16 protein-coding genes are annotated in these 25,071 nt (G+C 45.2%); 9 read left to right on the plus strand and 7 right to left on the minus strand.

Annotated features, from left to right (window positions below):
• Nucleotides 1-281: 281 nt before the first annotated feature.
• The 7 genes from DXN05_RS17300 to DXN05_RS17330 all read left to right on the plus strand — a co-directional run bounded on the left by DXN05_RS17300 (nt 282) and on the right by DXN05_RS17330 (nt 13,187).
• The gene (locus DXN05_RS17300) at nt 282-665 is read left to right on the plus strand and encodes a tautomerase family protein (protein WP_116848538.1); all 384 of its coding nucleotides are present in this window, start codon (nt 282-284) and stop codon (nt 663-665) included.
• A gap of 502 nt (nt 666-1,167) precedes the next feature.
• Nucleotides 1,168-2,190 (plus strand): hypothetical protein, encoded by a 1,023-nt coding sequence (locus tag DXN05_RS17305; RefSeq protein ID WP_116848539.1) that lies wholly within the window; start codon nt 1,168-1,170, stop codon nt 2,188-2,190.
• A 152-nt stretch (nt 2,191-2,342) separates the two neighbouring features.
• Entirely contained in the window at nt 2,343-3,287 is a 945-nt protein-coding gene (locus DXN05_RS17310) for a hypothetical protein (protein ID WP_147313963.1), read from the plus strand.
• Nucleotides 3,288-3,327: 40 nt separating this feature from the next.
• On the plus strand, nt 3,328-4,812 hold the full coding sequence (locus DXN05_RS17315; protein ID WP_116848541.1) for a hypothetical protein: 1,485 nt from the start codon (nt 3,328-3,330) through the stop codon (nt 4,810-4,812).
• A 94-nt stretch (nt 4,813-4,906) separates the two neighbouring features.
• The gene (locus tag DXN05_RS17320) at nt 4,907-8,326 is read left to right on the plus strand and encodes an RHS repeat domain-containing protein (RefSeq protein ID WP_116848542.1); all 3,420 of its coding nucleotides are present in this window, start codon (nt 4,907-4,909) and stop codon (nt 8,324-8,326) included.
• Nucleotides 8,327-8,405: 79 nt separating this feature from the next.
• The gene (locus tag DXN05_RS17325; protein ID WP_116848543.1) at nt 8,406-12,932 is read left to right on the plus strand and encodes a DUF6443 domain-containing protein; all 4,527 of its coding nucleotides are present in this window, start codon (nt 8,406-8,408) and stop codon (nt 12,930-12,932) included.
• Entirely contained in the window at nt 12,933-13,187 is a 255-nt protein-coding gene (locus DXN05_RS17330; protein WP_116848544.1) for a hypothetical protein, read from the plus strand.
• Nucleotides 13,188-13,303: 116 nt separating this feature from the next.
• On the opposite strand, the gene DXN05_RS17335 is transcribed toward DXN05_RS17330, so the two are convergent.
• On the minus strand, nt 13,304-13,897 hold the full coding sequence (locus DXN05_RS17335; RefSeq protein ID WP_116848545.1) for a dihydrofolate reductase family protein: 594 nt from the start codon (nt 13,895-13,897) through the stop codon (nt 13,304-13,306).
• 655 nt (nt 13,898-14,552) lie between these two features.
• Between DXN05_RS17335 and DXN05_RS17345 the strand changes: the two genes are divergently transcribed.
• A complete protein-coding gene (locus tag DXN05_RS17345; protein ID WP_116848547.1) occupies nt 14,553-15,371 on the plus strand; it encodes a DUF2490 domain-containing protein in 819 nt (272 codons plus the stop codon).
• A 325-nt stretch (nt 15,372-15,696) separates the two neighbouring features.
• On the opposite strand, the gene DXN05_RS17350 is transcribed toward DXN05_RS17345, so the two are convergent.
• The 5 genes from DXN05_RS17350 to DXN05_RS17365 all read right to left on the minus strand — a co-directional run bounded on the left by DXN05_RS17350 (nt 15,697) and on the right by DXN05_RS17365 (nt 20,256).
• Nucleotides 15,697-17,034: an alpha-L-fucosidase gene (locus tag DXN05_RS17350; protein ID WP_116848548.1), complete on the minus strand. Its 1,338-nt coding sequence runs from the start codon at nt 17,032-17,034 to the stop codon at nt 15,697-15,699.
• Nucleotides 17,035-17,126: 92 nt separating this feature from the next.
• Nucleotides 17,127-17,999, minus strand: coding sequence for an NAD(P)H-binding protein (locus DXN05_RS17355; protein ID WP_116848549.1), 873 nt, complete (start codon nt 17,997-17,999; stop codon nt 17,127-17,129).
• 104 nt (nt 18,000-18,103) lie between these two features.
• Nucleotides 18,104-19,165: a Vgb family protein gene (locus DXN05_RS17360; RefSeq protein ID WP_147313964.1), complete on the minus strand. Its 1,062-nt coding sequence runs from the start codon at nt 19,163-19,165 to the stop codon at nt 18,104-18,106.
• 316 nt (nt 19,166-19,481) lie between these two features.
• A complete protein-coding gene (locus tag DXN05_RS24745; RefSeq protein WP_158559293.1) occupies nt 19,482-19,652 on the minus strand; it encodes a hypothetical protein in 171 nt (56 codons plus the stop codon).
• A gap of 49 nt (nt 19,653-19,701) precedes the next feature.
• A complete protein-coding gene (locus DXN05_RS17365) occupies nt 19,702-20,256 on the minus strand; it encodes a DUF6934 family protein (protein ID WP_116848551.1) in 555 nt (184 codons plus the stop codon).
• A 216-nt stretch (nt 20,257-20,472) separates the two neighbouring features.
• Between DXN05_RS17365 and DXN05_RS17370 the strand changes: the two genes are divergently transcribed.
• Nucleotides 20,473-22,851 (plus strand): ABC transporter permease, encoded by a 2,379-nt coding sequence (locus DXN05_RS17370; RefSeq protein WP_158559294.1) that lies wholly within the window; start codon nt 20,473-20,475, stop codon nt 22,849-22,851.
• A 710-nt stretch (nt 22,852-23,561) separates the two neighbouring features.
• On the opposite strand, the gene DXN05_RS17375 is transcribed toward DXN05_RS17370, so the two are convergent.
• Nucleotides 23,562-25,064, minus strand: coding sequence for a glycoside hydrolase family 32 protein (locus DXN05_RS17375; protein WP_116848553.1), 1,503 nt, complete (start codon nt 25,062-25,064; stop codon nt 23,562-23,564).
• Nucleotides 25,065-25,071: the final 7 nt, after the last annotated feature.

Genomic DNA, 25,071 nt, shown 5'->3' on the forward strand with positions numbered 1-25,071 from the left:
AGAGAAAAACGATATAGCAGAAGGGCAAGCAATCTCCCGGCAATGGAAATTTTTTGATCAACAGTTTAAATTAAGAAATAGTTGTGTGAAAAAATGCTATAGCAGCGAATAAGTTACGGCTATGCTTTGTTGCACAATGCGGTAGTGCAATATTGCGCAAAACGGGTGCAGATAAAGCGCATGCAGTCATGCCCGGATAGTTGAAATGATCAGTAGTAATGACTGGTGTTACCTGTCCCTGCAACATGATTGTCTTATCTTTACCGGGATAAAAAACATCTATGCCATTTGTACAGATTTTTATTCCGGAAGGAACTGTAGCTGAAGAGAAAAAAGCCTTGTCTGCCGCTGTGCATGAAAGCCTGGTAAATGTATTCAGGATTCCGCAGGATGATTTTTTCCAGGTGGTGCGTACAGTTCCTGCAGAGGACTTGTTTTATGCCGACAGCTATTTGGGTATACAACATTCCGCGAAGCTGGTGTATGTACACATCACTGCCAGGGAAGGCCGTTCGCCCGATTTAAAAAAGGCCCTGTACAAGGCGATTGCCGGCGCCATTGCAGCGAATACCGGTTTCAGTATAAACGACGTGATTATCGTGTTGTCGGAGAATTCAGGCGATAACTGGTCGTTCGGGCAGGGGATTGGGCAGTATATGCAGTAAAACACCCTTACCATTGCCGGGAGAAGCGATTGCATAAAATATCCCCGGTTGTGTTATGGCCTTTTTCTGCCGGTAAGCCTGTTATTGTCAATAGATTACAATCTACAGGTACTGATTATCCGGGTAGATGGTGTTTTTAATATGTACATTGGTGTTTTCACTATTGTTTATCCGGGATCTTTTTCTTTTTTTTGCTGGAATTACATCAATCGCTAATCCCTGTTTTGTATGTCAACCATAAACTGCTTCTGTTATCCCGAAACACATTCTTTAAGTAAGGTGCGCTCTGCACATCAATTGCCTCCATTGCTTTTTTAGTTTAATAAAAGGCTTATCATGTATCGGTATGAGCTGTTCTGCTGATGACAGCTGCATGACCAATATCATTGTAGTTACTTATCCCTCATAAAAATGCTTAACACATGTTACGCTGGAAATAATCCTGGCGGACCCAGGTAGTTCGCCTGTTACATGAAATAATGAATTACGAAACATTGTAAATATGAATCAAAAGAAATTATTGCCTGCCCTGCTGACTGTGTGCTTTGTGCAACCGGTATTTGCACAAAATGCGGATAAAGTACTGGTAAAAAATACCAATACCGTAGACGCTGCACCTTCCACGTATTCGGGGACTGCTCAATTTGAGTTTAAAACGCGCTCGGTAGTAAATGTACCGGGTAGCGGCACTTATTCAGGCATGATGACTTTTGCACAATGGGGTGATAATACCGGCGGCAAAAGCCATCAGTTGAATTTTAACGATGGTGGTATTTATCATCGCGCAGGTTTGCCGCAGGGTTCGTGGGAAAGCTGGGAACGACTGGTAACGGAAGGCTCGAATGGCGACGTGAGTGTGGGTAAGCTAATGATAGCAGGTGTGGCACCGGGTGTTGCCGGTATGCAGATTGGTGTACAGGGTGATCCTGGTAATTTAAACGTCCCTTTGGGCGCCGTTACCGGCGGTTACAATATAGACTTTCCGGCCTATCGTGATAACTATCCTTATCAGGTTGGTGCGCGTATCCGTGCGGAACGCATCAATAAGTGGCAGCCGAACAGCGCCCTGATTCAGCCGGTGGAGCTTAGTTTTTGTACGTCTGATGCAGGAACGCCCGATAACCTGAAGGAGCGTCTGCGAATAAAATCCGACGGCACCATTGGTATTAACACCGGAGATACAAAAGGCTACCAGCTTGCGGTAAATGGCACTGCAATTTTCACCAAAGCAGTAGTGAAAGCACAGCTTAACTGGCCGGATTATGTATTCGATTCCGCCTACCAGCTGCCACACCTTGATTCAGTGGCTGCATTTATTCAACAGAATAAACATCTGCCCGAAGTACCTTCTGCTACTGAAGTGCAGCAGCGAGGTGTTGATTTGGCTGCTAACCAGGCGGTGTTGCTGAAAAAGATGGAAGAACTGACCCTGTACATGATTGAACAGGATAAGAAAATGGCTGCTTTGCAACGTACAATTGTATTGCAGCAGGAGGAAATTTTGCAACTAAAGAATAAGCAGTAAGTACTGTGTAGTGATATTATAACTGATTCCAGATATGCGATAAAAGAAAATAAATGACTATAAAAAAACATGTGATAAGCGGAATCTTGGCACTGCTGCTGATACTTTTTTTAGTAATAAAAGGGCATGCGCAAAATTGGACTGGTCCTGTAATGATTGGGTCTGCAACCGACGCTCCCAAAACCATGCTTGAAGTGAGAAAAGGTATAGAAGAATATGAAGGTGCAAAGGGTACCTTATTTACTGCACCCTTGTTTATCGGGCATTCCAATGATATTGGTGCAGGAAGTCCTGCTGAATATTTGTTGTTGGTACCTGCACTTATCACCTCAACAACCGGGAATAACTGTGCAGGCATGAATGGTACATTGACATTTTACAGGGGCAATGGCGGCGCACTTAATTCAGCCACAGACTATCATGTAAACATCCAGTCGGCTTATTCAAATACCTATGCTAATCTTATTCCGTTAAGTGAAACAAGTCCTGTGCTTACTCTATATACCGTTAAATACCTGGGCAATGATTGGCTTGCGGTAAAAATGAGAGATATCAATGGGTCAGGCGCTGCCATCAATTTTTCCGGTTACTGGTGGAATGCGATTGCAGATGGTCAGCTTCCGCGTTTGGTGCAGGAATCTGGTGTAAGTAACAGTACTATTTTTAAATCTTATCAATCTGTTGCTTCCAATATTATGTATGCCAGCCCGGCAGGCAGTATCAGCATCGGAACAGCTGACGCTGCAGCAGGATATAAACTTGCGGTTGATGGTGCTGCCTTGTTTACAAAAGCCGTAGTGAAAGCCCGGCAAAGCTGGCCGGATTACGTATTTGATTCAACTTATCAATTGCCACACCTGGATTCAGTAGCTGCTTACATTCAACAGAATAAACATTTGCCCGAAGTGCCTTCCGCTGCAGAAGTGCAGCAACACGGTGTTGACCTGGCAGCCAACCAGGCAGTGTTGCTGAAAAAGATGGAGGAACTGACCCTGTACATGATTGATATGAAAAAGCAGAATGACCAGTTAATGCAGAAGAACCGTGAACTGGAGCAGAAAATGCAGCAGCTACAGAGCGAGATAAAAAATAAGTAATCAACAACTGAATTTAACATTCATCCCTATAGAGTTCCATATGCCAACCATTTTAAAACAAAGCCTCTGCTTGCTGCTGCTTGTTTGTGCACTAAACCTTCATGCCCAAACAAGCGGCGCCGTGGATGTAGATAAAGCAACTGCTGTAAGCAGCAGCGCCATTGATGCTGTGCAAAACAAATACAGCAAGCTTACCCGTATGTTGCAGAAGCAGAGTGATAAACTACTGCAGCGTATGCAGCGTAAAGAAGCCAAGCTGCGTGCCAAAATGATGGCAAAAGACAGCACTGCGGCCAAAGCTTTATTTGCACAATCGCAGCAGCAATACCAGCAGCTCGAAGGTAAGTTGAATGATACGGCAGCAGTCACCAGCCAGTTCCCGTTAAAAGAATACCTGCCTGGTGCAGACAGTATGCAAACTGCACTTAGTTTTTTACAACAGCAGCAGGGAAAATTACCTGATGGCACAGCCAGGCTGCAGCAGCTGCAAGGCGCTAGTCAGCAATTGCAACAACTGCAGGGACAACTGCAGCAGGCAGCCGATATTAAAGCTTATATACGCCAACGGCAGGATGCATTGAAAGCCCAGTTGCAGCAAATGGGCATGGCAAAAGAACTCACTGCTATCAATAAGGAAGCATATTACTACCAGCAACGGTTAAACGATGTAAAAGCTGCCATCAACGATCCTGAAAAAAGAGAGCAGCAGATTATGGGTGCTGTACGCTCACTGCCGGCCTTTAAGAATTTTATGCAAAAAAACAGCTACCTGAGTGCCTTGTTTGGCGTACCGGATAATTATGGAAGCGCGCAGGCTTTGGCTGGATTGCAAACCCGCAGCCAGGTACAAAGTCTTGTGGCGCAGCGTATGGGCAGTGCTGCCACACAAGCCGCCGCAGGTGGTGCAGCTGGTGGCGGTGCCGAAGGCATGATGCAGCAGCAGATACAACAGGCACAGGGGCAGTTAGACCAGCTGAAAGACAAGGCGAATAAGCTTGGCACCAATAGCGGCAGCAGCGATATGGATATGCCTGATTTTACGCCCAACAAACAAAAAACTAAATCCTTCCTGCAACGCCTGGAATACGGGTTTAACCTGCAGTCTTCCGGTGGCAGCAAACTGTTACCCTCCATCAGTGAACTGGGCTTGTCATTGGGCTATAAACTAAGCGATAAAGCTACTGTTGGCGTAGGCGCAAGCTACAAACAGGGCTGGGGCAAGCTGTTCAACCACATTAAACTAACCGGCGAAGGTATTGGACTGCGCAGCTTTGTTGACATCAAAGCCAAAGGCAGCATCTGGATCACCGGTGGGTATGAACTCAATTACATGCAATCTTTCAACAGCTTAACGGCTACCATTCGCAACATAGATGTATGGCAGAAAAGCGGCCTTATTGGCTTAACCAAGAAATACAAAATTGGCAAGAAAGAAGGCAAATTGCAGCTGCTGTGGGATTTCCTGAGCTACAGCCAGGTGCCACAGGCACAGGCACTGAAGTTTAGGGTGGGGTATGGGTTGTAAGGGGTGCTATTTACCAAAGTGTAGAGAATATTAATGGGTTTTGGTTATATAAACGGCTTCTTGTTTCGTGCAAATAACTATTCAAATCAATGCGATGAAAAACAAACTGTTTTGTTTGCGTCTAATACTGACTGCTTTAATATTTTTGGTTGACTGCGTTTGTTGGGGACAAGATTATTCTTTGCCTAATATAGTGCCTCCTCCTCCTGATGCAGCAAGTTTAGGTAAATATGGTGATGTGCCGGTAAATTTAAGTTCTGGTATGGCTAATATTTCTATACCTCTGTTTAATATTAAAACAGCAAAATTGTCACTTCCCATCTCATTAAGTTATTATCCTTCTGGCATAAAGGTAAATGATATAGCTAGTTGGGTAGGATTAGGATGGAGCTTAAATGCAGGAGGAGTTATTACAAGAGCAATTCGCGGACGTGATGATTTTGGACAAAAAGGATATTATACCTCTGCGACCCCTCCACTTGCAGAAACTTTGTTAGGTCAAAACAATTGGCAATTTCTGCAACAAGCAGCGATGAATCTTACAGATGTTGAGCCAGACTACTTTTTCTATAATTTTCTTGAACACTCCGGAAAATATTCATTTACAGAAGATAAGGAGCCATTTATTATTTCTTATCAAGATCCTCTGAAGGTACAACATTTCACCGATGGGTATTTTGTAATCCTAGATGGACAAGGGAATCAGTTTTATTTTTCGGACAAGGAGCAGACCAACAGCTATTATACCACGCAGGCAGATTCTCCATTTCCACACAATGCGCAGAATTATGTGTCAAGTTGGTATCTGTCTAAGATTGTATCTTATGATAAGTCGGAAACGATTAATTTCATTTATTCTACTGATCCGCCATTAACAATAAATGCACTTAATTATTCGGCGAGTATAAATAATTATGGAAATGTTTACGGCAATAACGGGCCATCATCAATGAGTTTTACGCAGTCGGCTCCCTTAAGATTGAAAGAAATTAACTTTACCAACGGGAAGCTTGTTTTTTATTCTTCAGGCTCCAGACTTGATTTGGATCAGCAGTCAAGGCTTGATTCTATCAGGCTATTTAGTTATGACAATGCAACCAGGGTTTACAATAGGCAGCGTGGGTACAGGTTTAGTTATGGAAATTTTACAACTGTTGGAGCAAGTGCAACCGATAATCCTTTGTCAATTAGTTCTCCAGGGTATCGTATGCGGCTTGAATCTCTAGAAGAAATAGCAATTGACAATAGTCAAAAAAAATCTCATAATTTTTCCTATAATGGCACTCCTCTTCCGTATAGGGGAAGCAATGCTCAGGATTTATTTGGATATTATAATGGAAAAAATAATTCAGGATTAATTCCTCAGACGACTGGTAATTATGATAGTTATCCTTATACAATAGGAGGTGCCGACAGGGGGGCTAACGAAATTTACACTCAGGCAGGTATTTTGAAACAGATTAAATACCCAACGGGAGGTTATACTAATTTTGACTATGAAATAAATAGATACGCTGATAACAAAACTGTTATTACTCCAGTAAGTCAATCGGCCAGCGCAACAGGCCAAATGAATCAAAATGCGCAAACCACATTTGTTGCTCCGTCAGGGATTTCTGGTGATGCGATGGTTTCGATAACAATTTCGTCCTACAATTATCCAGGTGTTCAAACCAGGCCGTATGCATCGATAGCCGATCTTACAGCCGGACAAACACCTGCACAGGCTATCGGTAGCCCTAATAATACAACAAATATTACCTCATATATTCCTTTGGTAGCAGGGCACACATACCAGATGATTGCAGGGGCATTCGACAATAGCAAGGTATTTGCACGCATTACTATAACCTGGAACCAAATAACAACTACACCAGTTATAACGAATAGTGGAGGTTTACGCATAAAGCAGGTAACAAACTATGATGTAAATAACAATATAGTTGGAGGAGAGGCATATCGTTATGGAGCCAATGAGAACGGAAATGGAAATTTAACCGGTCCCACATTTGCTTTGGGCACATATATACAAAATACAAAGACATATACAGGTACAGCTGGCTCTACAGGTAGTGTGTCTTGTGTTCCTTCTATGGGAACAGCAATGACATTTAACAGTTCATCTCTTTATGATGTATTCAATCTGTCAAATGCTCAGATAAACTATACAGAAGTAGCAAAATATCGGTTGAATATTATGGGAGCTACTCAGGATAAAACAGTGTATAATTATAGCACCGTATCCAATAGTGTTTTACCAGTGCCGCAAGCATACTGTAATGGTATTTATATAACAAACGATGGGTGGCCTGGTTCATTGCTGTTGTCTCAAACTGATTATGCTTTAAGGACTGGTACATTTTATCCTGTGAAAAAAGTAGTAAATAGCTACACAAATACTCAACTTAAAAAAGGGCGTGGATCCAAAATAGGTTTTTCTTATTCTTTCTCGGGTTGTTATGATCAGAGTGATCCAACCTGGTATTATGCCTTTGACTATCCAATTTACTCGGGCGCAGTACAACTTAGTAATGTAGATACTTACCTGTATGATGCTAGTGACCCGACAAAATATGCTTTAGAAAGTCAACATTATGTTTATGAAAATCTGGATCATTTACAACCTACCTCTATATCAAGTACTACAAGTGATAACAAAAATATGGTAACAGTGATTCGGTACCCTGCTGATAAAGATATTATAGACAATCTTACATCAACGGAAAAGAGTGTAATGGATAACCTGCAAAATAATCACGCTATTACAACAGTTATTCAAAAAACAATACTGAAGAATAATGTAGGCATAAGCACTATTAATCACTACAGGAATAATGGGGCTGTTGCGGTTCCAGATTACGTTGAAGTGAAAAGAGGGAGCGGCACTTTTGAGAAACGGATACAGTTTAATAATTATGATCCGAGTTATAATTTAACTAACGTTAATAAAGTTGGCGATGCTTCGCAAAGTTACATCTGGGGATATCAATATTCTTATCCAATAGCAATGGTGAACGGAGCCAGCGACGCGAATATAGCCGCTACTTCATTTGAAGAAGATGGTTTTGGAAATTGGATCGCAAATGGCAATCTTATTAATAATGGAGGACTAACCGGGGATAAGTCATACAATGGTACTCTTTCTAAAACAGTTGGCCTTGGGCAATATACTGTTACACTATGGTGCAATATCGGCGTGTCTGCTCCGGTTGTGAATGGCAGTCAGGGTACGCTTACTGCAACGAGGGGGAATTGGCGTTTATATAAATGGGATTTGTCTGGAGTGAATAATATAACTGTACAATGTGCCAATATGGATGAAGTAAGGCTTTATCCTTCTGGTACCCAAATGACAACATACTGTTATGTGCCACACGTTGGGATGATAAGTCAGATGGATCCAAGTGGCCATGTTGTTTATTTTGAATATGATGCGCTTGGGCGTTTAAAGCTTACCCGAGATCAGGATGGCAATATCATTAAGAGTTTAGAATATAAATACCAGGGACAGTAGTTGTTGGTGCAAGCTGATTGCATCCTTGTAATCATAGGACAGAGCAACCCGATATCACTTACTAAGAAACTTTTTACATATGCGTTTTCTTCATTCGATGGGTGTTTTTCTTTTCGTGCTTGCGGGGGGAATAGCAGCGGCACAAACGAACATTCCACAGAGTATAACCAGTGTTCCTGCGGCCAGCCTTACGCCTGAGAGTACGCCTTCGGGCTACACAGCGACGAGCCAGAATTATATTCGTACCTGGCAGCCCCGCCAGCCTTTTACCAGTGCCAGTGATGTAACCAGCACTGCACGACAGGTAAGCGAGGTGAACCGAACCACACAATATGTTGATGGATTAGGCCGGCCATTGCAAACGGTGAGCTGGCAGGCAACACCGGGCACAAAAGATCTTGTTGCACCGGTAGTATACGATGCTTTTGGCAGAGAGGTATCTAAATATTTGCCTTATGCAGATAATAATAGCAGCGATGGTAATTTTAAACTGAACCCTTTTGCCGATCAGCATAGTTTTTATACATCAGCTTATCCGGCGGAGCAACCTGCTTTTAATGGCGAGCAATTCTTTTACAGCCAAACCGATTATGAACTGTCACCGTTGAACCGCCCCTTGAAAACTTATGCAGCCGGTAACAGCTGGGTAGGCAGTGGCAGGGGAGTGGCGCTGCAATACCTGGTAAACACAGACGATAATGTGCGCATATGGTCGATTGGATTTGCAGGTCTTGTTTATGGTACTGACAATGCTACCGTGAATGTTCCGCAAAGTACCGGTATCTATCAGGCTGGGCAGCTTATCAAAACAATTACGGTGGATGAGCATGGCAAACAGATCAGGGAGTTTAAGGATAAAGAGGGCCATGTGATATTGAAGCAAGTGCAGGCAGATGATGCCGGCACATGGTTGTCTACCTATTATGTATATGACGATCTTGGCGAACTGCGCTGTGTACTGCCACCTAATGCCGTTGAAGCATTGCCCGCTTCCGGAACAGTGCAACCTTCCGCATCTTCACTGAATGAGCTTTGTTTTCGATATGAGTACGATACAAGAGGCCGTATGATTGCCAAAAAAGTACCCGGTGCAGCCTGGGTGTATATGGTATACGACCAACGCGACCGGTTAACATACAGCCAGGATGGTAACCTGAAAGCAAAGGCGCAGTGGTTGTATACCCTGTATGATGATCTTAACAGGCCGGTTCAAACAGGTATCATGAGCGGCTTCAATGGAACAGCTGCCGATTTACAGGGTTACCTGGCTATACAGAAGACTGCGTCGGTTTCAGATATTATATTGAACAGCTGGGATGGGGTAACAACCGACTACATCGCTAGCAATAGCATAACTGCATTGGAAGGTTTTTCAGTGGATGGGTCTGCAGCCGGTGTAGTATTGGAGATTGCAGACGCATCTGGTATGGGAAGTGGTAGCGGCTCTGGCCTGTTAACTGGGGCTTCTCTTACGCCATTAACCTATACTTACTATGATAACTACCAGGGGGTAAACAAAACATTCAATACAGCCTATGCGGCAAAGCCCGGTACAGGCGGTAACAATAATGCCGAAGCTACGGCGGCCGCTGCAAGTACAGCTACCCAGGGCCTGTCTACAAGAACGCGGGCGCTGGCGATGGAAGATCTCAACAACCTGCCATCGGGCAAATGGCTGGAGACTGTGACTTATTACGATGATAAGGGGCGTGTTGTGCAAGTGCAATCGGATAATTACAAGGGTGGTGTAGATATTGTGAGCAACCGCTATGACTTTACAGGTAAGGTGGTGAGCAGCTACCTGGTACACAATAACCCCGCAGGTGGCGTAGCTGCCCTTGGTGTTCAAACAGACTTTCTCTATGATCATACCGGTCGTTTACTGACCGTGACCAAACAGGTGGGAGATGATGTTGCCAATAAGCGGTTGATCAGCACCCTGTCTTACGATGCTTTGGGACAGGTAAAAGAGAAAACGATTGGCCAGAAACGCGATAATCAGGGCAACCTCACCAGTACTGTTATGGAAGATGACAAGTACTCGTACAATATCCGTGGCTGGTTAAAAGGGATAAACCGGAATGATAATGGTGGGGTAGGTGTTAATGCCGATAACAAATGGTTTGGTATAGACCTGGGTTATGATTGGGGTTTTGGCAGCAATCAATACAACGGCAATATTGCCGGTATACGCTGGGCGAGCGGCAGTGACAGCAAAGAGCGAGCCTATGGTTATGCTTATGATGGTGCCAACAGGTTATTAAAGGCTGATTTTACACAGTTTGATGGTGGCTGGAGCACCAGTGCCGGCATTGATTTTAGTATGCGGATGGGTGATGGTATTAACTGGCGCAGTGCCTATGATGCCAATGGCAATATCCAGGCTATGTGGCAGAAGGGATTGGTTGGCATTGCAAGCGACATTGTAGATGATCTCACGTATAGTTACTATGGCGGTAACCAGGGCTCCAATAAACTGGCTGCTGTTTCTGATAGTCGTGCTGCTACCCAATTGGGTGATTTTACAGACAATAATAAAACAGGTAATGATTATGGTTATGATGTAAACGGCAACCTGTTAGCTGACAAGAATAAAAATATCGGTGCTTCAGTTGGTACAGATGTACCGGCAGGTGCGCAGGATATTGTGTATAACCACCTGAACCTGCCCTGGAAACTTACTGTTGTGGGCAAAGGCACCATCACCTACATATACGATGCTGTGGGCAATAAACTGGAAAAGCGTGTTGCAGAGGGAAGCAAAACTACCACAACCGATTACCTGGGCGGTTTTATATATGAAAATAACCAGCTGCAGTTCTTCAGTCAGGAAGAAGGCCGTGTACGCGTATTGCGTGATGGCAGCGGAGTGCAAACCGGTTATGCCTATGATTATTTCCTGAAAGATCACCTGGGTAATACGCGCACTGTACTTACAGATGAGTTCAACAGTCAACGCTACCTGGCGACAGTAGAACCGCAATACCGTACCACAGAGCAGCAGCTGTTTAACGATCAGCTGGCACAAACGGCAAGAAACAAAAGCGAGATACCTGGTTTTGACAACGATGCCAGTAATACCACTGTAACCTGGCTAAAAAATGATGGGGCAGATGGCACCCCTAAAATTGGCCCGGGTATTCTGCTGAAAGTAATGGCAGGTGACCAGGTGTCTATATCCGCACAAGCCTGGTACCGCAACCAGGAGCACCAGCCTGCCAACAACACCATTGCCAACAACCTTGCTGCGCAGCTGGTGAACCTATTTACCGGTGAAGTAGGTGCTGCCGGCGGTCACTTTAATACCGCCAATCTCGGAACAGGTACCAGCAGCCTGCTGAACGGGCCGGTACAGGGATTTGTAAGCTCGGAGGCGGCAGATGATAGTCGCCCCAAAGCCTTCCTGAACTGGATTTTACTCGATGAAGAGCAACTGAAAAACAGGACAGATATCAGCGGCTACAGGCAGGTACCGGTAGTAGGTGTAAATGAAACCTACAAAGTGCTGCAATCCGGCAACCTGACCATGCCGGTAAATGGATATATTTACATCTATGAAAGCAATGTAAGCAGCACCGGGGTGGCGTTTGACAACCTGAGCATTACACATACACCCGGGCCATTGCTGGAAGAAACGCATTATTATCCGTTTGGGTTAACGATGGCGGGGATAAGTAGTAAGGCAGCTGGTAAGTTGGAGAATAGGTTTAAGTATAATAGTGGTAACGAATTACAGAGTAGAGAGTTTGATGATGGAAGCGGCCTAGACTTATACGATGCGGTGCATCGTATGTATGATCCGCAGCTAGGTCGATTTGTACAGATTGATAGATTAGGAGATATTAGTCACGATATGTCTTTGTATGGATTTGCGGCTAATAATCCAATATTGCATAACGATCCATTAGGATTAAAGGAAAAAGCTGTAAACGAAGACAACCCTAATGATTTAGGTAATTTAACAGTAACAACCTCCAATCGTCGTTATCAGAGAATGTCGTGGTATGGTGGATCGATAAGAATAGATACGCATTTTAAAAGTAACCTAGAAACTTTTACTTATAGAGTTCGGAATGGAGAAGATGTATTTCAAAAAGGTGATAGGTATAGCTACGTACAAGACGTATTAAATGGCAGGTTGCCCGAATGGTACCAACGAGAGGAAGAAGCTGAGCAGTTTGAACGTGATGCTTATTTAATATATTTTTCTCTGTTTACCTTACCTGGAGATGTTATTGCAATTACTGGTATAGCGAATAGCGGAGTTAGGTCTTTACCTGCACTTGCGAGGCTACTTAGGGAAGGTAAGGGCATTGAGGAGGTGGCAGAAGTAAGCAATATGGGATTAGTCAGAACTGGCATAAATCTCACAGAACATGCTGCTGAACGTCTAGCACAAAGAGGCATAACGAAAGATATGGTGGAGGCCGCAATTAACAAGGGGGCTAAATTTTATGATCCTAAAAATAAAACCATAAATTACATTCTTAGGAATGGGTTCGCGTCTGGAAAGGATCTACTGGTTGGAACAAATCCTTTAAGTGGAAATATTACTACGGTAATACGTGGATCGAAATTAATGAATGCTCGATTTATACCTTTATAGATGCAAATTTTAAATGCAATATTATTAAGCAAAAGTAATCGTAAAGAATTAATAAGGTTATTTCAACAAAATGTTTGGGATGATAAAATTGAGTTTAATACTTTAGAGCAGGAGTGTCTTCGAGAAATAGCTTATGATCTTGATTTTTATGAGCCCGATGAAAGGTTAAGGAATCAGGATGTTAATTATTATGATGACAGTGAACTAGAAAGGCGTATTAAAATTGTTTTGAAGAAGTTGAATAGCCTTAAATGATGCAAAAGTGCGGCATAGCTTGACTTTTGTAATTTATTTGTTGTTTACGGTTTAACATGCTTTAAACAAGCCCTGGCAAACCCACCACATGCGTGGCTACAAGTCAGGGCTCGTTGTTATACCTCAATCGTTCCCGTCTGCACCGGCCCAATGCGCTGGTAATTCGCAATGATAACGCCTTTTGTAGTAATGGTATGTTCTGTTAAGGCGAATGTTCGTGCAAGGGCTTCGTCGTTGAAAAGCTTTTTTCCCTTGCCCAAGATTAATGGGTGGATTTTGAGCCAGAGTTCATCTACCAGGTCATGCTTGAGTAACAATTGTACCAGCTCGCCGCTGCCGTGCACCTGTATATCACCACCTTCGGTGTTTTTGAGCTTTTCAATATCTGCCACGTTTTGCAGAACAATGGAGTTATTCCATTCGGGATTTTTGAGGGTGTTGGAGAGTACGTATTTGGTAACATCGTTAACACCCGTCCAAAAGTCGCCATGCTGTGGCCAGTAGCCGGCAAAGATGTCGTATGTTTTTCTGCCCAGCAGCAGGTCGGCAGGTTTTAATTGTTTTCTCAATGCCTGGCTATACAGTTCATCTCCCATGGGTGCCACCCAGCCGCCGTATTGAAAGCCGCCTGAAGTATCTTCTTCTGGTCCGCCGGGCGCCTGCATTACGCCATCCAGACTAAGCATTGATAGTACGATTATTTTTCTCATGGTATCAGCCTCCGTTTGTTTATTGTGTTACAAAGCTCGTTAACCAGGCCTGTGCAAATGCAGTGTAAATGTGCCATTCCGGGAGGCGGAATGTGACAGACGTACCTTGTGTTTATGCCAGGCTCTTGCACTAAAAATGTAAAGCCGATAACTTCCTCTTTGTCGCCCTTATCCAGGTATACAGTAAGGTTATACTTTAGTTGCTCAGTGGTAAGCATAATGGGCCGGTTTAATTGTAAGCGGTGTGTTTCCATCTCAGGCTTTGCTGGCCGGGCAGATTAGCTGGTTACAGTAAAATAAAAATAACATTTGAATAGTACAAGTGCCTGCGAAAGGGTATCCTGGTCGATCATCCGGGGTTTGAGTGCCATAAGCAATTACGTACTGTTTGTTGTTTGGGGTATGCAATTTATACTTGTGAAGTACTATCGTAACCGTTACAATGCAATGTGTGTTTTGTAATAGTTGTAACTTGACGTTACACTAATTGCTTAACGCTGCCAGGCTTTTATCTTCCCGTGAAAGAATGTTTTTAATGCTGCCTGTAGAATCACCAGGTGATACCGACTTGTGCCGCGTCGTACTATTTGCTGTGCCCGTAAACGAGCGTTGGCACAGGTTTATGCTTATAAATGTTATCATGTAACACTGCATTATGAATTTGTTTAAAAAGATATTCGTTTTGATTGTCGGCATGGTGATTACTATGGTGCTGCGGGCACAATCGCAAACGCCGGCACCCGCGCCTTATTCAATGGGGTTTATTCCTGCTTCTATTGCGGAAACTGATGTTGCCTTTCCTGTTTATGAAAAATGGCACCTGAGCGGGCAGGCAGATGTACAGCTGGTGACCCAGGGCGCTTATACCAATAAAAATCCCTTTGCTTATGCACAGCGATTCGTGTTAAGGCCATGGATTGTTTACGACGGCTTTAAGAACATGAAACTATGGTTGGGCTATGCACGCAACCAGAAGTATGAAATAAAAGAAGCCGGCAATTATGAAACCCTTGAGCAGCGATTGATTATTATGGGCACCTATTCGCAAAATATGCCCAAGGGAAGTTTGTTTGAACAACTGCGTTTTGAAACAAAATTCTTTGATGACAGGGATGGCACACACCAGACTGTTCCCAGGTTACGGGCACGGTTTGGCGTGAATCATTTTCTTAACCAGCACGCCGCGAAGCCGTTGTTTAAAGCACCCAATATTTCTTACTACACAGAACTGATGCTAAAGTTTGCATCGAAAGACTATGCGCCAGATCATTTTGATATTTTCCGGTTATCTGTTTATTACAGTGCTGGTATTACACAGAATCTTCATTTCCTGGCGGGACTGATAGGGCAATTGCAATTGCGAACCAATGGAACGCAGTTCGATGTTTATTACGGGCCCATGGTATCGTTCAGGTATAGTATTAAGCCAAAGGCCAGGGAAACCTTTGATAGCGTAGACGGGGGAGCAGACTGAAAGCTGCTGTACAACCGGTTTTGGGGTTGAGCGCAGGTTACCTGGCAAGGCTATCCTTCTACATGTTTTTGATCATCGTAAACTTGTTTTATGCAAAAGACAGGAATGGCAGGTAGTATGTTGCAAACGACCGGCAGGGTAAGTTGAAAACAACTTATAAATCACCTTCCATTGGCGGTGGTATTGCCTATGTGGCACGCTTATATATAGAATAGCTGCACAGTATTTTGGTTCCATCGGCTTGCTGATTGGCTATACCCATTATTCAGGAAAAATTAAGCAGTATTAGCCGGAGGTTGCTGTTGACAACCTCCGGGCTGATAGATTATTCGCTTATTTCCAGTACCACTACCTGGTCGGGATCGGTAGCGGTAGGTGTTTGTGCCGGAATGGTAGCCGTGCCGTTTTGCAGGGTTACCTTTACTGCGGCGCCTGTTTTCAGCAGGTAGGCTTTTGTGATGCGCTTATACGGGAACTGCGCCAGCTGAATATCGCCTGCTTCCTGTTTTAGTATATGCACATACAATTTGTTACCAGCCTGTGTTAAAACGCCCCAGGATTGCGGGCGGAGGTAACCGGCTTTTGTTTGGTAAATGCCTGGGCCATAGGTTTTGAGCCAGCTGCCCATCCAGTTCATGCGTTCAATAAACTCGGGCTGTATTTCGCCGTTGGGCATGGGGCCTATGTTCAGCAACAGGTTGCCGCCGTTGCCGGCAGATTTTACCAGTAGTGCCACCAGCTGCGCAGGTGTTTTGTACGAGGTGTCTGTTAAATTAAAGCCCCACGAGCCATTGATGGTTGCGCAGGTTTCCAGCGGCAGTGCCGATATTTTCTGGAAGCTGAGGCCACTGGTGTTTTCACCGGGCACATCCTGCTCAAACATCTGGAAATCTTCGCCGGGCAAAGGTGTCATGTGGTGGTTATTGCCAATGAGGCATTGCGGTTGCAGGCGATGAATAAGGTCATAAATTTCGCGCATGTGCCAGTCTATGCGCACGTCGTTGTCTTTACGGTCTTTGCTTTCTTCATTCATCTGGTCCCAGTAACCGTCGAACCAGATGCCGCCTATTTCGCCATAGTTGGTGAGCAGTTCGGTCAGCTGGTTTTTCATAAACTGTATGTAGTCTTCCCACTTGCCCCGTGTGGTTCTGCCGGTGCCCTGGCCGGTGCGGCCTGTCCAGTAGGAATAGTCGTCGCGGCGCCAGTCTAACAGCGAATAATACAGGAACAGCTTAACGCCTTGTTTGTGGCACTCTTCTGCCATTTGTTTCACGATGTCTTTTTTATAAGGCGTATGTGCAATGCTGAAATCAGAATACTTCGTATCCCACATACTGAAGCCATCGTGGTGGCGGGTAATCAGTGTAATGTACTTCATGCCGGCGCCTTTGGCCAGACTAACCCAGGCCTGCGCGTTAAAATCAATCGGGTTGAAAAACTTTTCGAGACGTGTATAGTTCTTCACCGTGATATTGCGGTTGTTCATTACCCATTCGCCTGAGCCCGGTATGCTGAATGGTCCCCAGTGTATAAACAAACCAAACTTCGCGTTGGTAAACCATTGCCTGGCCTGCTCGTTTTGGGGAGAAGGCGTGTAGGACTGCGCTGCAGCACACAGGTACAAACCGCACAACAATACAATCGATAACAGTTTTTTTCTCATATGAATGGTTTTGCATCACTGTGCATGCAGGTGCATCACAGTATTTGCAAGGATATTGAAAAAAAAGCAGACTATATATGCAGGATTGTAAGCTACATTGGCATGGGGACAATGGTTAGTTGTTCAATGGTTTCCCGGAATTGGCCGGTGGCAACGGCACTTTGCAGGAATTGCCTGAAATCGCGGGGCAGCCGGCCCAGGGCGCGTTGTATGCCGTTGGTAGTTGCAGCATTGCGGCCATCGAGCACTTCGCTGAATAAATAGGAAAGAAGGGCCGTTACATCTGCAGGCACACCGTATTCGTTCAGCATGGAGGCGTATGCTTCGCTGCTTACCTGCTCGTATTGTATGGCACGATCGGTTGCTGCAGCTATTTCAGCCACTGCTTCGCGAAAGGTCAGCAGCCGCGGGCCGGTTACTTCGTACAGCTGGTTGGCATGACCAGGTTGTGTAAGCGCGGCTACAGCTACATCGGCAATATCATCTGCATCAACAAATGGTTCGCCTGTATCGCCTGCAGGCAGGGCCATATGCCCGGCCAATACAGGTTCCAGCAGGTAGCTTTCGCTGAAGTTTTGCATAAACCAGCTGGCGCGAATGATGGTCCATTGCAGGCCGCTTTGTTGTACAATGGCTTCGCAGCGTGCAGCCTCCGGCTCGCCGCGCCCGGATAACAACACCAGTTGCTGTACGCCCTGTTGAACTGCTACCCGGGTGAACAAACGGATGGTATTATCAGTGCCGGGTATGGCAAGATCGGGCGCAAAAGCAATGTACACAGCAGTAATGCCCTGCAGGGCCGCCTGCCAGGTGGCCTGGTTATCCCAATCAAAAGGTATAGCCGCCTTGCGCGAGCCCATGCGCACGGGAATGTTCAATGCCTGTAAGCGTGCAGCCACTCGGCTGCCTGTTTTGCCGGTACTGCCCAACACGAGTATGCCGGCGGAGTTGTTGTTTATTGTCATCCTGGTAATTTTCATCAAAGCTACCAGGCCCGGTTAACGGGAAATAGAACAAAACCGACAATACGCTCAACTTATCAAACCATAGCACCATCAAACCATCCTTCTCAAAATGTTTTATGCAACAAGATCCTGCCTAGCCTATCGGTCATCATCTCGGTAAACCAGAGATTACCGTTTTTGTCTTTGCGGATGCGGTGCATCATTACCTGGCGGCTGGGCACAATATGTGTGCTGTAAGGTACGCCGGTGGCGTTAATGCCTATGTTATGGCGTATCGATTTGTCGAAGCGTATGAGGTAATCATTGCCTGTTGGGGTGGGGTTATTGAAATCAACATATACCTGTACCCATAAATTCATATCGTTGTCAAAACACAGCGAAGCGATAATGTCGTTGGGTTGTATAGCAGGTATGGGGTATTCACTGATGTTGCCTGCTGCGTCAATTCTGCCTATTTTAACGCCTGCTTCCTGGGTAAACCACATGGTGTCATTCTCGGGGTCTTTGATCACGGCAATGGGCCTGCTGTTGCCGGTAGGTATGGTGTATTCGTTTACCTTGCCATTGTAGTTTACATGGTAAATGCAGTTGCCCAGCAGCTCTGTTCCCCACATGCTGTTTTTGCCGCCTGCAGACAAAAAGATAGGCAGGGATGCCAGTGTGTTTAACTGGTAATGGGTTACAGTACCATCAGGTGTAATGCGGCCCACGGTGCTGGTGCGTTTACCGGTGAACCAGATGGTTTGGCCATCTGCATCAAGACCAATACCATGCGGTGCGGTGTTGATGCCATTTGTTTTATCGCTGTTGGGATACATTTTCACGTCAATGCTTTGCACAATATGTCCGTCATCATCCAGTCGCACCACTTCACCTGCAAATTCAAGCGATACCCATAACCGTTGCCGGGCATCCAGCAAAATGCCGTGCGGACCGCTATTGGCAGGCATGCGGTAATAAGCCAGCAGGTCGCCGTCGTAATTAAACTTGGCTACCTGGTTCATGTTCTGGCCGGTAACAAAAATAAACTCATGGCCAATGATCAATTCATGTGTAGAGCCTGCGGTTTCGCCTGGCAGCAGGGGCCAGTTTAAACTAAACTCAGTAATGTTTGCCAGCCTGGATGAAGTTTGGGCAGCAACAGGTGCTTCCATTGTCATGTTCATAGTCGTTGGGTTTTTATAGTTAAGCAGTTAAAACAACAGGCGTTGGTGTAAGAGGGGAATTGTAGCGGACAAATATAATTAAAACGGCCAGGGCAGGTGCGTACTATCGCTTACAGCATGCAAAATGAACAAAGTGCATGAGGGGAATGCACGATGGGTGTTAAGCCAATTTGAATCATCAGTATGTGTTAGTAAAAGGCGGGAGTGAATACCTATTTACAAGTAATGTAAAAGAATATTTAAATAATGGATACATACCGGTGGATAGCCCGATTATCGATCAATCTGGCTACATACAGGCAATAAGGCACTACGATTACGCAGATTGTAAAGCTTTCATAAAGGCCTTTGCCTGCTCGGGTGTTTTAATGATCTTATGCAAAGAAGATCCGTTGCGGCTGGCGCTGGAAGGTTTAACATCGTTTTTGCCTACCTGCCTGGCTTTTGCCTTCAAGGCTGCAATTTTGCTTTCAATGCTTTTTGTCATATCCAAAATTACTACTATTTTTTAAATGATCGGCATATCATGTTGACAACTATTTTAATTTGAAAATGAAATAGTTATACATAGCATCCTGCCATTTCTCTCTTCTTTTTATTCCAACGGGCGAGGGAATAACATCATTGAAATCAAAGGGATTGTCATACTGATTCTTGCCAAACCTATTTATTCTTACATAGTATTTCAGGCCATACATTTCGAATAGGTTATCGAGATAGGTGAAGTTGCGTTGAAGGTGTCGAAAGTAGAGATATGCTCTTAAATCGTTTGATCCGTCGATGCCTAAATAATGGTCACGATGATCTGTAAGATAGGTTACTCCTGCAAAGAGGATTGACGAAAATACTTTAGAATAATCTTCATGTGCGAGTTCTGCTATATCGTCTATTTGTCCTCTTGCATTCAAAGGACCAAAGGCCAGGTTGAAAACAGAAGAAAGTAAGGCATGCGGCTCGCTGCTGATTTCGACCTGCAGTGGTATGGAAGTACCATCCTGCAGATCAGTGATAAATGTGCTAACTCTCAAATCTTCTGATAACGGATTGATTTCATAAACATCATCCAAATTCAGGTTTACTGCCAGTGCCATAGGTTAATTTATTGTGCAATACAAAATACTAACAGCCTCATGGTAATGCAAATTAAAATCTAAGGCTTCGGGCATAATTCCCTGTATCAAAACCGCACTCATTTTGTTCGCTTTTGGGTGCCTGATTGGCGCCTGGCTATTTTCAATATGCTGGCTGGCAATTACTTGTGCAATTGGCACAATAGTGTATGTGCCAATTGCATCAAACCGCTTCTTATGTTTAAGAACTATTGGAAGACTGCCTTCCGGAGTGTCCGGAACAATAAGTTTACGTCGTTCATTTCCATTTTCGGACTGGCCATAGGGCTTACGGCAGGCATATTGATTTTGCTCTGGTGCCAGGATGAGAAAAGCTATAATCAATCTATTAAGGGCGCGGCCAATATTTACCGGGCAGTGCCGGGTTTTATGTCGGGCGGCAATAAGAGTTATTTCCCCACTGTTCCGCCTGCACTGGGTTATGTGGCCAAACAGGTGCCGGGCATAGAAAAGTCAGGGCGCATTACCACGAACTGGAATGAGATGGTACTTGGCTATAAGGATAAAGTCTTTTCTGAAAGAAATTCCGCCTTTATTGATCCGGCGCTGTTTGATGTGCTGGATATTGCTTTTATAGAAGGCAACCGGCAAATGCCTTTCCATGACAACCGCTCCATTGTGCTGACGGAAGCATATGCAAAGAAGTACTTTGGCAACGAAGCCGCTTTAGGAAAGGTGATAACACGGCAGGATAAAAAGGAAAGTTATACAGTTACCGGCGTTGTGAAAATGCCGCATAACTCGCAGGTGCACTTCGATTATTTTATTCCATTCAATATACTCAACGAATCTGCCGCAGCTACGGCAGCCGGCACCAACGGCCCGACAGGAGAAGATGCGGATTGGAATAACTACGATTTTGAGATGTACCTGCGGTTAACGCCGGGCACCACACCTGCTGCTGTGGCTGCTGCATTAACGCGGCTGCAGAAGGCAAACTTTTCTGACAACATTACGCGCACGCTGGAATACCATCTGCAACCGCTGTCACAGGTGCATCTGTATAATCTTGATGGCTCAGATGGCCTGATCACGATGGTGCGGATTTTTACCTGGGTAGCTTTTGTGATACTGCTCATTGCTTCCATCAATTACATCAATCTTACCACTGCCAAGGCTGCACAACGTGCAAGGGAAATAGGTGTGCGCAAGATTATCGGCGCGGGCAAACGCCAACTTTTTTTCCAGTTTGTTGGTGAATCTGTGCTGGTGTTTTTGATGGCGATGGTTGTTTCTGTGCTGCTGGTAAAGCTGGTGTTCCCGATGTACAATGCCTTAACGGGGAAGGCGCTTTCTTTTAACCTCTTCGATACGGCTGTGTTAAAGGTGCTGTGTATTACTATGGCTGTAACACTGGTGGCGTCTGCTGTTTACCCGGCGGTGTTGCTGTCTTCGTTCCGCCCGCTGCAGGCCATTAAGGGCAGGTTCTCCATCGGGCGCGGTAATCATTTGCTGCGAAAGCTGCTGGTGGTAAGCCAGTTTGGTTTCTCCGTGGTGTTTATTATTTGCACCATCATTATCGGCAGGCAATTGAATTATATCCGGCAAATGAACCTGGGGCTTGACCGGGAGAATGTGTTTCGCATTGATCTTAAAAATATGTACGGGCGGTATGATGCGGTTAAAGATGCACTGCTGCGGGAGCCTTCCATTGCGGGTGTTACAGCCGCAGGGCAGGATGTGTTGCAGGTGAGTTCCAATACTACAACGAATGACTGGCCGGGTAAAGATCCGGCAAAGCCGCAGTTGATATTTACGCTGCCGGTGGAAAGGGATTTCCTGTCTGCCATGCGTATAAAGCTGGTAGCAGGCAAAGGCTTCAGCGGTACTGCAGCAGATTCGAATTATTTTATTCTGAATGAAGCAGCCATCAGGGAGATGGGGTTGAAAGACCCGATAGGGAAATCATTTACATTATATCAAACCAAGGGTATTATTGCGGGTATTGTGCAGGATTTTCATTACCTGAACATGCATGCTAAAATTGGTCCGTGCGTTATCTTATGGAAACCGCAATGGCTGGGCCAGCTGTATGTAAGAGCAGCAGCAGGGCATACACAGGATGCGCTTGCTGCGGTGCAGCGGGTGTGGAACAATTACAATCCCGGTTACCCGTTTGCCTATGTTTTCTTGGATGATGTGTATAACAAAATGTATACGGCCGACCAGCGTACAGGTGCCCTGTTTAAGGTGTTTGCCTTTATCGCCATCTTTATTTCGTGCCTTGGTCTTTTCGGTTTAATGACGTATACAGCGCAATTAAAAACAAGGGAAATCGGTATCAGGAAGGTGCTGGGGGCAAGTGTGTTTTCCGTAACCGGCTTGCTGGCGAAAGACTTTATCCGGCTTGTGGTGATTGCTGTTTTGATTGCATCACCTGTTGGCTGGTATTTTATGAACAGCTGGCTGCAAAACTTTGCTTACCGCAGCCCCGTAAGCTGGTGGGTATTTCCGCTGGCGGGTATGTTTGCTTTACTGATCGCTGTGGTAACACTCAGTTTCCAGGCTATCAGGGCTGCGCTGGCTAAACCCGTAAAGAGCCTGCGAAGTGAATAGATTACAATTTGCTACAGCTTATATTGCAGCATAGTGCCAGGTTTTTTTGGAGCCTGGCTCTATAGCAAAGCATTGGGCCTTTCCCTGTGCAGCGGGCTAGGGTGAAGGTGGTGGTTACCGATTGCAATTCTCCGCACCCAATCATACGGTTTCGCTTGGCAATACAACAATTGGCGGTGTGGATGGCCTGGATAAACCGCTGCATGTGACCATTGCTACCTGTGGTTGTATGCCACCCATGGAACGGTTATGTTTAAGGAAGTTCATGTTTACCCATTGAAAAATGACTGAGCAGGAGCAGAACATGGAAAAATATTGAGTAGCTCATGAGTAGCTCATGATTACATCGGGAAATGGTGGCATAAGAAAGTTTGCGCAATAGCAGGGATAAGATCTATTCAGGGCTACATGAAGGCGGGGAGCAAAGGGAAAACAGGCAGGTGCTTACAGTAAATGCATAAAAAAAGCCCGGGTTTTTATAAACCGGGGCTTAGGGTTAAATGGTCCAGGGGGTTAAAACACTTAATTGGATTTCTAAAGGATATTGCTTCTTGGATTTTTCTAAGGATATTTCGTTGTTGGAACATAGTTACGGCGAAATTTTGTAACGGCAATGCCTGATGTCTCTTTCGGGTATTGTTCTGTCGTTTTGAATAAAAGGCAACACCGTTGAATGGCTCACCGGTGTTGCCTTTTTATGGGTACAGGTGTTATTTATCCAGGTCAAACAGCTTTACATCCAGCTTTGCGGCGCCGCCGGTGGCAAATGCCGATAAGCCTTTTGCCTGCTGGCCGGGGAAGACGAGTGTGGTAAATACTTTTTCTCCGTTGTTGGCGAATACTTCGAGGGTGGATTTATCCAACAGTATTTCCAGGGTGAGTTTGCCGTTCTGTGGTTTTACCGTTGCTTTTAAGGGGTGGATTTCTTCACCATTAACCGGTACAATGCTGAGTTCGCCGGTTTCGGTGGTATAGGTTACGGTAGTAGCACTGTCACCGTTTTGTGTTAACCGGAAGCCGACTGTTTTGGCGGTGCCAGGGGTGAAGGTAGCCTGTATCCAGAGGGCGTTGCTGCTGAAGCTATTGCCTTTGGTAAGGTTAACAGATCCGTTGTTGATGAACAGGTTATTGCTGACTTGTTTTTTTGCTGCGGGCAGTTTGGCGAGTGCAGCAGTTACTACGGCAGATGGCTGCTGTACCAGCCTGAGCCCTTCTCCGGTGGTGCGCAGACTTAAATCTCTCGGTATGGAGAACTGGCCACGCCAGGGGTAGGTAGGCTGTTTCAGCGGTACCATCCAGCCAACGAGTATTTCCCTGCCCTGCGGCTGGTTGTTAAAGGGGATGGCGGCGTAAAAGGTATTGCCCTCATCTACGGTAAGGTAAGCTGTGCCGGGGTTGTCGTTGATAAAACGGGTACCGTCAAAATCACCTGTGAAGTACTGCATAAATGGCCCTTCGTGCGACCCCCAGCTGGAGACGAACAATACCCATTTTTTGTTGTGTTCATTGCCGTCAACCGGCAGTTGCACCAGGAAGGGGCATTCCCATGCGCGTTCATGAAAGCCTTCCTTGTTATTGCCAAATTCACTGAGCAGGGTCCAGTCTTTCAGGTTGGGTGAGCTGTAAAAACGCACGGCATGTTCGGCAGGCATGGCTACTACCATTACCCATTTTTTCAGCTGTTCATTCCAGCGCACATTGGGGTCGCGGAAGTCTTCTTTATTGAGGTTGAGTACCGGGTTGTTTTCGTAGTTGGTATAGTTGTTTCCACCGTCGTTGCTGTAGGCTACCCATTGTGTTTGCAGGTGTTTGTTGGGTTGTGCAACGGTGTATATGGCCACCAGGGGCGCGCCGTTTTTACCAAAGCCGCTGGTATTGTTTTTATCGTAAACCACGCACCCGGAGAAGCGCCAGTTGGTATCACGGTCAATGGTTTCGGGTATGGCTACGGGCAGGTGTTTAAAACTCAGCAGGTCTTTGCTGGTGGCATGGCCCCAGCTCATGTGCCCCCATTTGTTTTCAAAAGGGTTTTGCTGGTTGTACAAGTGGTATTCACCGTTAAAATAGATCAAACCATTGGGGTCGTTGGTCCAGTTTTTTGCAGGGGTGAAGTGATAAACAGGCCGCCACTGCGGTGTTGGTTGTGTGTCTGATTGTGCGGCCAGGGTAAAACAGGAGAACCAGGCCGAGCAATAAAGCAGTAATTTTTTCATAATAAAG

The organism is Deminuibacter soli (assembly GCF_003412455.1).
GTDB lineage: Bacteria > Bacteroidota > Bacteroidia > Chitinophagales > Chitinophagaceae > Deminuibacter > Deminuibacter soli.

Coding starts and splice junctions, on each gene's coding strand:
- DXN05_RS17350 (WP_116848548.1), bottom strand. CDS start 17,034: ATGAGAAAAAAACTGTTATCGATTGTATTGTTGTGCGGTTTGTACCTG.
- DXN05_RS17310 (WP_147313963.1), top strand. CDS start 2,343: ATGATTGGGTCTGCAACCGACGCTCCCAAAACCATGCTTGAAGTGAGA.
- DXN05_RS17345 (WP_116848547.1), top strand. CDS start 14,553: ATGAATTTGTTTAAAAAGATATTCGTTTTGATTGTCGGCATGGTGATT.
- DXN05_RS17335 (WP_116848545.1), bottom strand. CDS start 13,897: ATGAGAAAAATAATCGTACTATCAATGCTTAGTCTGGATGGCGTAATG.
- DXN05_RS24745 (WP_158559293.1), bottom strand. CDS start 19,652: ATGACAAAAAGCATTGAAAGCAAAATTGCAGCCTTGAAGGCAAAAGCC.
- DXN05_RS17305 (WP_116848539.1), top strand. CDS start 1,168: ATGAATCAAAAGAAATTATTGCCTGCCCTGCTGACTGTGTGCTTTGTG.
- DXN05_RS17325 (WP_116848543.1), top strand. CDS start 8,406: ATGCGTTTTCTTCATTCGATGGGTGTTTTTCTTTTCGTGCTTGCGGGG.
- DXN05_RS17370 (WP_158559294.1), top strand. CDS start 20,473: ATGTTTAAGAACTATTGGAAGACTGCCTTCCGGAGTGTCCGGAACAAT.
- DXN05_RS17355 (WP_116848549.1), bottom strand. CDS start 17,999: ATGACAATAAACAACAACTCCGCCGGCATACTCGTGTTGGGCAGTACC.
- DXN05_RS17365 (WP_116848551.1), bottom strand. CDS start 20,256: ATGGCACTGGCAGTAAACCTGAATTTGGATGATGTTTATGAAATCAAT.
- DXN05_RS17375 (WP_116848553.1), bottom strand. CDS start 25,064: ATGAAAAAATTACTGCTTTATTGCTCGGCCTGGTTCTCCTGTTTTACC.
- DXN05_RS17300 (WP_116848538.1), top strand. CDS start 282: ATGCCATTTGTACAGATTTTTATTCCGGAAGGAACTGTAGCTGAAGAG.
- DXN05_RS17320 (WP_116848542.1), top strand. CDS start 4,907: ATGAAAAACAAACTGTTTTGTTTGCGTCTAATACTGACTGCTTTAATA.
- DXN05_RS17315 (WP_116848541.1), top strand. CDS start 3,328: ATGCCAACCATTTTAAAACAAAGCCTCTGCTTGCTGCTGCTTGTTTGT.
- DXN05_RS17360 (WP_147313964.1), bottom strand. CDS start 19,165: ATGAACATGACAATGGAAGCACCTGTTGCTGCCCAAACTTCATCCAGG.
- DXN05_RS17330 (WP_116848544.1), top strand. CDS start 12,933: ATGCAAATTTTAAATGCAATATTATTAAGCAAAAGTAATCGTAAAGAA.